This is a genomic window from Desulfoluna sp. CLI2B (genome assembly GCF_056847375.1).
This window is the reverse complement of the sequence record NZ_CP186557.1, coordinates 4,840,046-4,852,969: the sequence shown is the minus strand read 5'-3', so window position 1 is coordinate 4,852,969 and position 12,924 is coordinate 4,840,046. Positions and strand designations below refer to the sequence as shown.

Annotated in this window: 10 protein-coding genes; 7 read left to right on the top strand and 3 right to left on the bottom strand. The window is 60.6% G+C overall.

What is annotated here, in order from left to right; translation table 11 throughout:
- Positions 1–41: 41 nt before the first annotated feature.
- Positions 42–1,016, bottom strand: coding sequence for a serine O-acetyltransferase EpsC (gene epsC, locus ACOYW2_RS22625; protein WP_482768079.1), 975 nt, complete (start codon positions 1,014–1,016; stop codon positions 42–44).
- Positions 1,017–1,160: 144 nt separating this feature from the next.
- Here epsC and ACOYW2_RS22620 point away from each other — a divergent pair, with 144 nt between their 5' ends.
- From ACOYW2_RS22620 to ACOYW2_RS22590, 7 genes are all read left to right on the top strand, one after another.
- The gene (locus ACOYW2_RS22620) at positions 1,161–1,595 is read left to right on the top strand and encodes a two-CW domain-containing protein (protein ID WP_482768078.1); all 435 of its coding nucleotides are present in this window, start codon (positions 1,161–1,163) and stop codon (positions 1,593–1,595) included.
- Positions 1,549–2,808 carry an O-acetylhomoserine aminocarboxypropyltransferase/cysteine synthase family protein gene (locus ACOYW2_RS22615; RefSeq protein WP_482768077.1) on the top strand — a complete coding sequence of 420 codons (1,260 nt, stop codon included), beginning with the start codon at positions 1,549–1,551 and terminating at the stop codon, positions 2,806–2,808. The genes ACOYW2_RS22620 and ACOYW2_RS22615 overlap by 47 nt, the downstream gene beginning before the upstream one ends.
- A 564-nt stretch (positions 2,809–3,372) precedes the next feature.
- A complete protein-coding gene (gene metX / locus ACOYW2_RS22610) occupies positions 3,373–4,482 on the top strand; it encodes a homoserine O-acetyltransferase MetX (protein ID WP_482768076.1) in 1,110 nt (369 codons plus the stop codon).
- Positions 4,475–5,092: a methionine biosynthesis protein MetW gene (gene metW / locus ACOYW2_RS22605; protein WP_482768075.1), complete on the top strand. Its 618-nt coding sequence runs from the start codon at positions 4,475–4,477 to the stop codon at positions 5,090–5,092. The genes metX and metW overlap by 8 nt, the downstream gene beginning before the upstream one ends.
- Before the next feature lie 32 nt (positions 5,093–5,124).
- Positions 5,125–5,583, top strand: coding sequence for an MOSC domain-containing protein (locus ACOYW2_RS22600; protein WP_482768074.1), 459 nt, complete (start codon positions 5,125–5,127; stop codon positions 5,581–5,583).
- 18 nt (positions 5,584–5,601) lie between these two features.
- A complete protein-coding gene (locus ACOYW2_RS22595) occupies positions 5,602–6,696 on the top strand; it encodes a sensor histidine kinase (RefSeq protein WP_482768073.1) in 1,095 nt (364 codons plus the stop codon).
- Between the two features lie 88 nt (positions 6,697–6,784).
- Positions 6,785–8,149 carry a sigma-54-dependent transcriptional regulator gene (locus ACOYW2_RS22590; RefSeq protein ID WP_482768072.1) on the top strand — a complete coding sequence of 455 codons (1,365 nt, stop codon included), beginning with the start codon at positions 6,785–6,787 and terminating at the stop codon, positions 8,147–8,149.
- Positions 8,150–8,158: 9 nt separating this feature from the next.
- Here ACOYW2_RS22590 and ACOYW2_RS22585 read toward each other — a convergent pair whose 3' ends face one another.
- Complete coding sequence (locus ACOYW2_RS22585; protein ID WP_482768071.1) at positions 8,159–9,061, bottom strand: diguanylate cyclase; 903 nt, start codon at positions 9,059–9,061, stop codon at positions 8,159–8,161.
- Complete coding sequence (locus ACOYW2_RS22580) at positions 9,036–12,695, bottom strand: PAS domain S-box protein (RefSeq protein WP_482768070.1); 3,660 nt, start codon at positions 12,693–12,695, stop codon at positions 9,036–9,038. Before ACOYW2_RS22580 ends, ACOYW2_RS22585 begins: the two co-directional genes overlap by 26 nt.
- Positions 12,696–12,924: the final 229 nt, after the last annotated feature.

Genomic DNA, 12,924 nt, shown 5'->3' with positions numbered 1-12,924 from the left:
GCTGACTTAACCGCTACCGTCGAACCCGTTTTCGAGGTGGCTCACCTCGTTTTTGACCCGTTGGAGTCCATGTAGATGAGCTCCGGGGTTTCGATGAAGACCTTGGTGTCCGCGGGCACCGATGAGGTGAGCCAGACGTTGCCGCCGATGGTGCAGTTCCTGCCAATGGTGGTCTTGCCGCCCAGGATCGTGGCGCCGGAGTAGATGATGGCGTTGTCTTCGATGGTGGGGTGGCGCTTTTTCCCCTTGAGGTGTTCGCCTGCTCCGGGGGGCAGGGAGAGGGCCCCTAAGGTCACGCCCTGGTAGATGCGCACGTTTTCGCCCACGAGGGTGGTCTCTCCGATGACCACACCGGTGCCGTGGTCGATGGCGAAGCGCTTCCCGATGCGGGCGCCGGGGTGGATGTCGATGCCCGTGGCGCTGTGGGCGATCTCGGTCATGATGCGCGGCAGGATGGGCACCCCGAGTTCGTAGAGCTTGTGGGCCATGCGGTAGACGCTGATGGCGTAAACCCCGGGGTAACTGAAGATGATCTCGTCCACGCTGTGGGCGGCGGGGTCGCCGTCCCGGGTGGCCCGGACGTCTTCGGCCAGGGTGCGCTTGATGTCGGGAATGGCCCGGAAGAATTCGAGGACCGCCTCGTGGCCTTCGCTGGCGCAGGAGGTGCAGGACTTGTTGTAGCGGTAGCAGTCGTGCCTGAAGGAGAGCACCACCTGCTCGGTGAGCAGGTCATACAAGGTGGTGGTGAGCTGCCCGATGCGGTACGTCAGGTTCAACGGGTCGATCTTTTTTCCGGCAAAGTAGCCGGGGAAGAGGACCTGCATGCCCACCTTGATGATCCTTTTGGCGTCGTGCCGGGAGGGGATGGGCTCGTAGCCCACGTGCTTGAAGCACTCGGGCTCGTTGCAGCTGTCGATGATCTCTCGGGTGATGTCCGGCATCAACCGGCGAAATCGTGCGATGGACTCGTTTTCCGAACGGCAGCGGTCTGCTTCCTGGGGATATATTGGATTCATGGGACTGGTATGCTCCGATAAAAGGTGATCAATAGTTGGTGGGGTCAAGCGGCATTCATACCTGCCCGGCCTTAATTGACGTACATACCACATTGTGGTAGCTTGGGGCAACGTTGCTCGATACCAAATTTTATCGGAGAATCCATGGACAGTAAAGAGTTCGCGGCCATACGCGGCCGGTTGGCCAAGACCCAGAAAGAGATGGCGGCACTGCTGGGCCTGTCGGTCAAGGCGGTCCACAGCTACGAGCAGGGGTGGCGCTCTGTCCCCGCCCATGTGGAGAAGCAGCTCCTCTTTCTGCTGGCCCGGAGAAGGGGGCAGAGCGTTTCTCCCTGCTGGGCGGTGAAGGGGTGCGACCCCGCGCGGAAAAGGAGGTGTCCTGCCTGGGAATTCCAGGCAGGGGACATGTGCTGGTTTCTCTCGGGAACCTCCTGCGATACCCAGGGGACCCTCTCCTGGGAAGAGAAGATGAAGCAGTGCCGGCGCTGCCCCGTCTTGAACTACACAACCCTCCTCGGATTGAGAGAACACCATGACCGACCCCTTGAAACGGAAGTTTGCCACCCGCGTGATCCATAGCGGCCAGGAGACCCACGCCTGGGAGGGGGCCACCCTGCCCCCCGTTTATCAAAGTGCCTCCCACAGGCACCCCACGGCCGAGAGCCTCTCCGATGCCTTTTCAGGCCAGGGGGGCCATATCTACGGCCGCCTCTCCAACCCCACCAACGACGTCCTCGAAGCCAAGCTCAGCGACCTGGAGCAGGGCAAGGGCTCCCTTGTCATGGCCTCGGGCATGGCTGCCGTCAGCAACACCTGCATGGCCCTCTTGCGGGCCGGGGACGAGTTTGTGGCTGGTCGATCCCTGTTCATGTCCACCTGGCTGCTCTTTACCCGTATTTTTAAGAAATACGGCATCACCGCCCGCCTGGCCGATCCCACGGACCTGGGCGCCATGGAAGCGGCCATTACCGAAAAGACCCGTTTTCTCTATATCGAGAGCATCGGCAACCCGGCCATGGACGTACCGGACATTGAAAAAACAGCGGTCCTGGCCCACGCCCACGGTCTCCCCCTGGTGGTGGACAACACCCTGGGCACCCCCTTCCTTGTCCGGCCCCTGGAGCTGGGCGCCGACGCCGTGGTGCACTCCACCACCAAGTACATCAGCGGCCACGGCAACGCCACGGGCGGGGTGGTGGTGGACGGGGGCGCCTTTGACTGGGCCACCGAGAAATTCGCCGACTTTGCTCCCTTTGTGGAAAAAAAAGGGAACCTGGCGCTCCTGGACCGCATCTGGCGGGAACACCACATCAACCACGGCACCACCCAGGCCCCCATGAACAGCTACCTCACCATGGTGGGGCTGGATACCCTGGCCCTGCGCATGGAGAGGCACCTGGAAAACGCCCTGGCCGTGGCCCGATTTTTAGAGGCCCACCCCAAGGTCGCCTGGGTCAACTTCCCCGGCCTTGCCGGCCACCCCAACCGGGATGTGGCCCAGAAACAGTTCGGCGGCAAAGGCTTCGGCGCCATGCTCACCTTCGGCCTTGAAAGCGAAGCCGCCTGCCGCAAAACCATCGACGGCCTCTCCATGATCTACCACCTGGCCAACATCGGAGACTGCAAAAGTCTGATGATCCATCCCTGGTCCACCCAGTACGTCTCCTTCGAGCCCCACGAGAAAACAGCCCTGGGGATCCGCCCCGACATGCTGCGCCTCTCCGTGGGCATCGAGGCCGTGGAAGACATTATCGAAGACCTGGACCAGGCCATTGAGATGGGCAGAGGATAAGGTTCAAAACAGCGGTTTCTTCTGGTGAAAAATACGAGAAAAAAGCGCCTCCGGCGGCCAGGTGGGGGCACCTGGAAACCCTGTGGCGAATGCATGGAGACCATGGTGATGCAGGCGTTTTCGGGGCATTCGCGTGAAGGATAACGTTTGGCAACTGCCTTTGCAGGAGAGGAGAGTGTCACTGTTTTTTCTACTCGTTGCGTCATGATTTGATCTGCCAACACGTTTTCTCGCTCCCAGGCTCTGCCTTGTTGGTGTGGAATATGCCGGTGCAATCACCTGAATTCACAGGACGAAGCGATATCAGCCGTGGAGGCAGAGCCTCCGTGTATTATTCCCAGGCGGAGCCTGGGGACGAAAGGTAAAGTTTCATAGTGGTATAGATGAAGGCATTTGAAGTTCTTTTAGCGTTGCTCACGGGCGAAGCCCGGTCCGAAGGCCCTTGCGCTTTGGCCCGAGGAACGAGGGACGAAGCGCAAGGGCAATCAGCTTTCGAGGTGGCTCACCTCGCCGCCGGAGGCAAGCTTTTGGTTTTTTGATTTACGTGGGGGAAGGATAAAAACGATGGTACACGCGGTGAAGCAGGTGCATACCCTGGAGGGGCCGGTGACCCTTGAGAGCGGGGAGGCCCTTTCGGAGGTGACGGTTGCCTTTGAGACCTGGGGAACCCTGGATGCGGACAAGGGCAACGCCATTTTGATCTGCCATGCCCTCACCGGGGATTCCCACGCGGCATCTGCGCCGGGGGAGGAGCTGCCCGGGTGGTGGGAGACCATGGTGGGGCCGGGGCGGGCCATTGATACGGATCGCTATTTCGTCATCTGCTCCAACGTGTTGGGGGGCTGCATGGGCACCACCGGGCCTTCTTCCGTTAACCCGGAGACGGGGCGGCCCTTTGGCACCGATTTCCCGGTGGTGACCATCGGGGACATGGTGAGGGTTCAGGCGGAGCTGGTGGATCATCTGGGCATCGGGCGTCTTCATGCGGTCATCGGGGGGTCTGTGGGGGGCATGCAGGTGCTCTCCTGGTGCCGTCAGTTTCCGGAGCGGGTGGGCTCGGGTGTGGCCCTTGCCACCACCATGCGTCACTCGGCCTTGTCCATTGCCTTCAACGAGGTGGCCCGCCAGTCCATTGTTTCGGATCCCAATTGGAACAAGGGGCACTACTACGGCGGGGAGAGACCGGCCCTGGGGCTGTCCGTGGCCCGCATGATCGGCCATATCACCTATCTGTCCGACGACGCCATGCACCGAAAGTTCGGGCGGCGGCTCCAGGATCGCGATGAGTTTTCCTTTGATTTTGATGCCGAGTTCCAGGTGGAGAGTTATCTTCACTACCAGGGCGCCAAGTTTGTGGACCGCTTTGACGCCAACTCCCTGCTCTACATCACCAAGGCCGCCGACTATTTCGACGTGGAGGAAGGCCTTCGCGACGGCGGGGCCCTGGATCGCATGGCCGAACTGAGGCACCCCTTTCTGGTGGTGTCCTACACCTCGGACTGGCTTTACCCCACCTACCAGAACCGGGCCATCGTGAGCCTTTTCAAACGCCACGGGGTGGACGTGAGCTTTTGTGAGATTGAGGCGAGCTGCGGCCACGATGCCTTTCTCCTGCCCAGCGATCGCCTCACCACCATCCTCACCGGATTTTTGGGAAAGGGGGCCCATGCCTGAGAGTTTGAACAACCTGCGTTTTGATCTGTCCATCATCGCCTCCTGGGTCCGTCCCGGGTCCCGCGTCCTGGGGCTGGGCTGCGGGGACGGAGAGCTGCTCCATGCCCTGAAGCGCCACAAAAAGGTGTCGGAGACCGGCATCGAGATCGACGAAGCCCAGGTGGCCCGGTGCATCGAGCGGGGTCTCACCGTGGTCCAGGGGGACATGAACGAGGAGATCAGGGACTACCCCGATGATTTTTTTGATTACGTGATCTGCAGCCAGACCCTCCAGCAGGCCTACGACCCGTCGGGGCTGATCCGGGAGATGCTGCGCATCGGCAAGCACGCCGTGGTCTCCTTTCCCAACTTCTGCCACTGGCGCATCCGGCTCCAGATGCTTGCCTCGGGGCACGTCCCCCGAACCCGGGAGCTGCCCTATGAGTGGCACGACACCCCCAACATCCGGGTGCTCTCTTTGAACGATTTTCGCCGGTTCGCAGACGAGGTGGGCTTTTCCATTCGAAGGGAGGCGGCCATCAACTCCCGGGACATCCGGGTCACCGGAACCCGGGTGAGGGTGTGGCCCAACCTGCGGGCCACCTACGGGATTTACCTCATCGGGCGCTGAGCCCTTATTTGACATGTGAAGGACGGTACACCATGGCACACGCACCGCACCAGACCGGCAAGGTGGTTTCCCTTGCCGTGAGCACGAAAAAAGGCATTCCCAAGACCTGCGTCTCCGAGGTGACCGTGGTGGAAGACCACGGCATCGAAGGGGACGCCCACGCCGGTCCCTGGCATCGTCAGGTGAGCCTTCTGGCCCAGGAAGGGATCGAGACCATGGTGGCCAAGGGCCTCACCGTTGGGTTCGGCGATTTTGCCGAAAACGTGGCCACTGCGGGCATCGACTGGCTGAAGGTGCCGGTGGGCACCCGGGTGGCCCTGGGCGATGCCGTGGTCCTTGAGATCACCCAGATCGGCAAGACCTGCCACAAGCCCTGCGCCATTTTTCACCGGGCCGGAGACTGCATTATGCCCCGGGAGGGGATTTTCGGAAAAGTGATAGAAGGCGGCCTCCTTCGGGTGGGGGATGCCGTGTTGGTGGGTACTGCCTGACTCAGGACATGAGGTCCCATGAAACGACTGCTTCCCATATTGCTTGTGCTGGTCTCCGTGGGGATCGGGGTGCTTCATTTTGTCACCCCGGGCCACGACATGTTCCTCCACGATACCTGGCGGCGCCTCAGCTACTTTCCCATTGCCGTGGGGGCCTTGTATTACGGCCTCCGGGGCGGGATCATCATGGCCCTGCTCAATTCTCTCGCCTTTATCCCCCATCTTCTCCTGTACATGGGCCGCAACCCCGTGACCTATCGCAGCGAACTCACCGAGGTGGGCCTCTATTTTGCCGCTGGCATCCTTGTGGGTGTTGTTTCTGGAAAGGAGAAGCAGGTGTCCGCACAGTACCGGGCCGTCTCCGAACAGCTCGAAACGTCCCTTAAGCGGGTCAAGGACGATGCCCGGACCCTTTTGAGCCTGGAAGATCAGTTACGGGTGAGCCAGAAACGGGCGGTGGCAGGGGAGCTCTCCTCTTCCCTGGCCCATGAAATCAAAAACCCTCTGGGGGCCATTCGGGGGGCTGCGGAGATCATTCTGGACGAGGCGCCGGAAGAGGGTCTCTCCCGGAAGTTTGCGGGGATCCTCATTAAAGAGACGGAGCGTCTGGACAAGACCCTTGCCGGGATGCTCGCCATGGCAACCTCCAGGGAGAGCGGAACCCAGGAGGTGGAGCGTACCCTTTCGGAGGTGGTGGATCATGTCAACGACACCATGTCCATCCGATTGAAGGATCGGCAGGTGCGCCTTACCATGTCCTGCGGGGACAACGCCAGGGGGGTGAGGGTGGAAGGGGAGAAGGTGTCCCAGGTTCTGGTGAACCTGGTGCTGAACGCGGTGGCGGTGGTGGGCAAGGGGGGACGCATCGATGTGACGGCCACGGTTTCGGAAGGGGTGTGTTCCGTGACCGTCAGCGACGACGGCCCCGGCATTGATCCGAATTTTTTCCCGAGGCTTTTTGAGCCCTTTGTCTCCGGGAGTAAGGAGGGCACAGGGCTGGGGCTTCCCATCTCCCGCCGCATTGCCCAGAGCCTGGGGGGCAGCCTGGAGGCCAGAAACCGCGATGAAGGTGGTGCGGAGTTTTGTTTTTCCTTTCCCTGCCTGACAGAGTGAGGGCCATTCGGAATGGGATGCGTGGCAGGGGAGTTCGAACCAAAACCAACGGGTACGTTTGATTGCCTTTGATGTCAGGAGAATTCACATGGCCGGTCATCTGCTTTTGATTGACGACGACGAAAGCCTTCTGGAAGTGACGTCGCACAATTTGTCCACCGGAGGGTTTTCCGTGCTTGAGGCGCGCAGCGGAGAGGAAGGCCTGGCACTGTTCGCGAAAAAATGGGTGGATCTTGTGGTGACGGACGTGAAGCTATCGGGCATGGACGGCCTTTCCGTCCTTGCCGCCGTCAAGGAGATCAACCCCGATATCCCGGTCATCGTCATCACCGCCCACGGCACCATTGAGATGGCGGTGGAGGCCATGAAGCAGGGGGCCTTTACTTTTATCACCAAGCCCTTCAGCCGGGACGCCTTGCGGCTCTCCTGCCGAAAGGCCCTGGAGATGGGGTCCCTCCAGCGAAAGAACCGAGAGCTCACCGATGAGATCGAGGCCATCCGGGGCAAGGAAGCGCCTGTGGTGGCATCTCCGGTGATGGAGCAGCTCGTGGCCACGGCACGCCGTGTGGCCAACAGCGATGCCCCTGTCCTGATCACCGGCGAATCGGGGACCGGCAAAGAGGTCATCGCCCGGTTGATTCACCGGGAGAGCCCGAGACGCAGCGGCCCCCTGATTACGGTCAACTGCGCCGCCATTCCTGAAAACCTGGTGGAGAGCGAGCTGTTCGGCCACGTGAAGGGGGCCTTTACCGGGGCGGTCTCCGATCAGCCTGGAAAGTTTCGGGCGGCAAACGGGGGTACCCTGTTTCTTGATGAGATCGGCGACCTGCCCCTGGCCATTCAGGCAAAGCTCCTGCGTGCCATTCAGGAGAAGGAGGTGGAGCCCGTGGGGAGCCAGAAGGTGATCTCGTGCGATATCCGCCTGATCTCGGCAACCCACCGGGACCTTGCCAAGGCCATTGTGGAAGGTGCGTTCCGGGAGGATCTCTTCTACCGCATCGGCGTGGTGCCCCTGCACATCCCCCCCTTGCGGGAGCGCCCCGAAGAGATCGTGCCCATGGCGAACCACTTCCTTGCCGCCTTCGGTTCCCATTCCGGCCATTCTCTTGCCTTTACAAAGGGCGCTTCAGGCGCTCTGGTGGCTCACCCCTGGCCCGGCAACATCCGAGAGCTGAAGAATGTGGTGGAGCGTTGCGCCATTTTGGCCTCCGGCAATGCCATCGACACCACTGACCTTGCCCTGGCCGGTTCTTCCGGCACCGCTCCGGGCGGTGCGTTTCGCCTGCCGGAAGGCGGGCTGAGCCTGCCGGACCTGGAAGAGGACCTCATCCGCCAGGCCCTTTCCCGCTCCGGGGGCAACCGTTCCCAGGCTGCCCGGCTTTTGGGCATCCCCCGCCATGTTCTTATCTACCGCCTTGAAAAGTACGGGATTAACGGCTCTGCCGATGCCTGATGCCCCGCATCAGGTCGTGGACTCTCCGCTCACCACCCGGTTTCGTCCCTCTTCTTTTGCCCGGTACAGGGCCTCATCGGCTCGTTTGATGAGGTCGTCTGTTTTTTCCCGCAAGGCCAGCCTGCAGGTGGCGGTGCCAAAGCTTGAGGTGATGGCGATGAGCTCCCCGGTCTCGGGGTGGATGATCTCTTTTTCCTCCACCGCTTTTCGCAGCCGTTCTGCAACAGATCGGGCCTGGTCATCCATGGTGCCCGGCATGCACACCACAAATTCCTCACCCCCGTAACGCCCCAGAAAGTCATACGGCCGGAGGATTTCCTTCAGGGTCTGGCAAAAGCACTGGAGTACCAGGTCCCCTACCTGGTGCCCGTAGGTGTCGTTGACCCGTTTGAAGTAGTCGATGTCGGAGATGAGAAAAGAGAGGGCGGTCTGCTCGCGATGGGCCCGTTCGATCTCCTGCTCAAGGCGTTCCATAAAGGCCCGCCGGTTCATCATGCCGGTTAAGGCATCGGTGTTGGCCAGCTGGAGGATGCGGTGTTCCAGGTTGATGATGCGCTCTCCGATGCGGATGCGGTACTTGAGCTCTTCCTGGTTGAAGGGCTTGGTGAGGAAATCATCGGCGCCTGCTTCCAGGCCGTGGATGATGTCTTTTTTCTCACCCTTGGTGGTGAGCAGGATGATGTAGATGTACCGTGCAATGTCCAGGTCACGAATGGCCCTGCAGAGTGTGGGCCCGTCCATGAGGGGCATCATCCAGTCCGAGATGAGCAGGCTCGGGGGGCTGGGGCGGGTGATCATCTCAAAGGCTTCCCGGCCGTTGACGGCCACGTCGATGTCGTAGCCCCACTTCATCAGGTTGGTTTGAAGGACGCGCCTGGAGATCAGGTCATCTTCGGCGATCATGATTTTCATGGGCCATTCCCTTGAGGGTGAGGGTGAGTTCATGGGCCAGGTCATGGAGTGAGGTTTCCAGGGCTGCGGCCTCTTCTTCTGCCAGGTCAAAGTGTCCGTTGGTTCCGTGGGTTTCCAGGCGCTGGGCTGTGTCGTGGGCCTCGGTGGCGGCAAAATTGACCACAGCCCCCTTGATGCTGTGGGCCAACCGGGCGATGGCCGGCCCGTCTTTGGTCAACAAGACCTGACGGAGGGTGGCCAGGTTGCCGGGAAGCTCCTTTAAAAAAATATCGGTGATTTCCCGGAACAGTTCGGGGTCGTCCAGGACATTTTCCATGGCCGAGGCCATGTCAAAGGTTGTGGGTACAAAGGGTTTTCTAAGGCTTTCGGCTCCGCCGAGGACCCGCTCCACGGTCTCAAAAAGCGTGGCGGGGTTGATGGGCTTGGCAACATAGGCATTCATGCCCGCCTCCAGGCACTTTTCCTGATCGCCCTTCATGGCATGGGCCGTCATGGCGATGATGGGAATCGCGGCGCCCTTTTCAGACAGGCCGCGGATGATTCGCGTGGCCTCAAAACCATCCATCTCCGGCATTTGGACATCCATGAGGATGAGGTCGAAGTTTTCGCGCTTGTAAGCTGCTACGGCCTCCTTCCCGTTGACCGCCAGGGTGACCTGATGCCCCTTGGATTTGAGGAGATTGACGGCGAGGACCTGGTTGACCCGGTTGTCTTCGGCCAGCAGGATCTTGAGCCGTTCCTGCAGGTCGCACACGGTGTGGCGGGTGACGACCGTGGTATTTTCTCCCTCCTGAAGGCCCATGGTGATGAGGATGGTGTTGAGGAGCTCCGATTGCCTGACGGGTTTGGACAGGTAGCCTGAGATTCCCGTCTCTCTGCAGCGCCGGGCGTCCTCTTTTTCTCCCATGGACGAGATCATGATCATCTTCATCCCCTCGCCGAAGGGGGCCTCCTTGATCTTTTGGGCAAGCTCGAATCCGTTGATTTCCGGCATCTGCATGTCCAGGAGGGCCAACCGAAAGGGTTTCCCGTTTTCAAGGGCCTTGGCGGCAAGGCCCAGGGCCTCCCGGCCGTCGGCTGCGCTTGAAGGAGAGAGTCCCCAGGTGGTGAGCATCTCCTGGAGAAGAAAGCGGTTGGTGGCGTTGTCGTCCACAATGAGAGTGGGCAGTCCGGCCAGGTCCTGCCTGTTGAGGCGCAGGGAGGGCGGCTCTTCCGAACGGTTCAATTCAAAGACGGCCGTGAAATGGAAGATGCTTCCCGGGCCCCCTTCGGGGGAGCCCCGGTAGAGGTCAGGCACGGGCTCGTCCCCTGCAAAGGGGTTGGGGCTTTCGGCCCGGATGGCCCCTCCCATGAGTTTGACCAGTTGCCGGGAGATGGAGAGCCCCAGGCCCGTGCCCCCGTATTTTCGGGTGGCGGAGCCGTCGGCCTGCTTAAAGCTGTGGAAGATGGTGTCCAGGGTGTCCACGGGGATGCCGATGCCGGTGTCGGAGACGGCAAAGCGCAGGGTGGCGGAGGTGTCGGTCTGGCTCTCTTTTTCTACGCGGATCACCACCTCCCCTTTTTCCGTGAACTTGATGGCGTTGCCTGCCAGGTTGACGATGATCTGGCGAAGCCTGCCCGGGTCTCCCATGAGGGCGGTGGGCACATCCGGGCGGATGTGGCAGACAAGCTCCAGGCCCTTTTCGTGGGCCTTCAGGGCCAGGGTATTTACGGCGTTTTCCAGGGTGATCCGCAGGTTGAACTCGATGGTTTCAAGCTCCATCTTTCCGGCTTCGATCTTGGAGACATCCAGGATGTCGTTGAGCAGGCCGAGGAGGGCGTTGGCCGACATCTGTGCCATCTCCAGGTACTCGCGCTGTTCTCCGGTGAGGGGGGTGCCCAGGACCAGGTCCGTCATGCCGATGATGCCGTTCATGGGGGTGCGGATCTCGTGGCTCATGTTGGCTAAAAATTCGCTTTTGGCGGCGCTGGCCATTTCGGCCCGCTGGGTGAGGGTGTGGGCGTGTTCGATGGCCTTTTCAAGTTCCCTGTTGATCTGTTTAAGCTCTTTTTTTGCCTGTTTTTCCCGGGTGATGTCCTGGAAGTTGGCCACGATGCCGCTGGCTTCTCCGGAGGCACTGCGAAGCAGGGCCGCACCCAGCCGGACATCAATGGTGCGGCCTGTCTTGGTGGTGCGCCTTGTCTCCAGACCTTTGATGTGGGCCCCCCCCAGCACCTTTCGGATGGCGTGGCGGATTTCCGGGAGCAGGGGATCGGGGATGAACGTGCAGGCAGGGTCCCCGAGCTCTTCGGCGGTCCACCCGAACACCTGGGTAAAGGCGGGGTTGACGTAGGTGGCCCGCCCCAGGGTGTTGAAGACAGCCACGGGATCCACGATGGTCTCCATGACCGTCCGGATCCTCTCCTCGCTTTCCCGGATCTTTTTCTCGGCTTTTTTGATGGCGCTGATGTCCATGAAAGCTTCAAGGATGACATCGCTGCCGTCGAGTTCCACCTGCAGGGCTGTTTTAAAGACCGGAATCCGTCGTCCATCCTTGTGGATGATCACTTTTTCGGACTGATCGACCTGGTTTCCGAGGTTTTTGAGGTGGCAGTGGCCCTCATCCGCGGGACAGATGGTGCGGTGACAAGTGCGGCCGACGATGTCGGCCTCGGAGTCGTGGCCTGTCATCTTAAGGGCCGCGTTGTTGATGCGGCGCACGATATGGTCCTTGCTTACGATCATCACGCCGATGGGCAGGGTGTTGATGATGGTCTCGGTGCTCTCCAGGGATTTTTTGAGCTGTTCTTCCACCATCAAGTTGCGGGTGATGTCCTTGTCCACCCCCCGGTAGCCAAGCCATTCACCGTTGTCTCCCATGATGGGGACCCCGTTGGTGAGCATGCAGACCCGGGTGCCGTCCTTTTTCAGGCACCAGTTTTTCAGGTCCACGATGGGGTGCTTCAGGGCGAAGATTTTCGACATCTTTTTTGCCACGCTATCGGCTTCGTCCCGGGGCATGAAGTCCATGGGGGTCTTGCCGAGCATCTCCTCCGGGGTGTAGCCCAGGACCTTGCCGATGTTGCCTGCCGTAAAGGTGTAAACCCCCCGGGTGTCCACCTCCCAGATCCAGTCCGCCATGCTCAGGGAGATGTCCCGAAAGCGGGCTTCGTTGAGGGCCAGGACCCGTTCGGTCTCCTTCTGGTCCGTGACGTCCCTTCCGATGCCCCGAAACCCCACGATTTCCCCTGAGGGGTCCCTTACCAGGGAGACCGAGGTCTCCACCCGGCGTTTGGAGCCGTCCTTGCGGATCATCTCCCAGGAAGCTCCCATGACCGATTCGTTGGATTTGTAGACCCCGGTGAAGATCTCGAAGACGATTTTCGCGTTTTCCTTGTCGAGAAAATCCTGGTTGTTTCGGCCCTGGAGCTCCTCTCTGCTGTACCCCAGGAGCTTGCAGAAAGCCTGGTTGAAGAAGATAAAGTTTCCCTTGAGGTCCACTTCGAGGTAGCTGTCCGCGATGTTTTCGAAGATGGTCCGGTATTTTTTTTCGTTTTCCTTCAGCTCTTCGGTGATCTGGATGTAGGTGTCCCGTTGCTGCGCAAGGAGCCTGATCTGGTGTTCCAGCTCCAATGGGTTGGGTTTCAGGGACATGGGGCCACCTATGGCTTGGATGAGGTTTGGTGTGGCGCCGGACAAGGGCGGTGACCTGACATCCGTGATGGGCACGGTGCCATGGAAGACGGGGGCGCCTGGTTCTCGGGGGTAAAACCCTGTGGGCGAAGAGACGGGGAAGGGGGCAAGGGGTAGTGGGGGGGACGAGGATTCCCAATACCTGCCTGTATTTGTAATATTTTAGCTGGATCAGGGGGGCGGGTCAAGG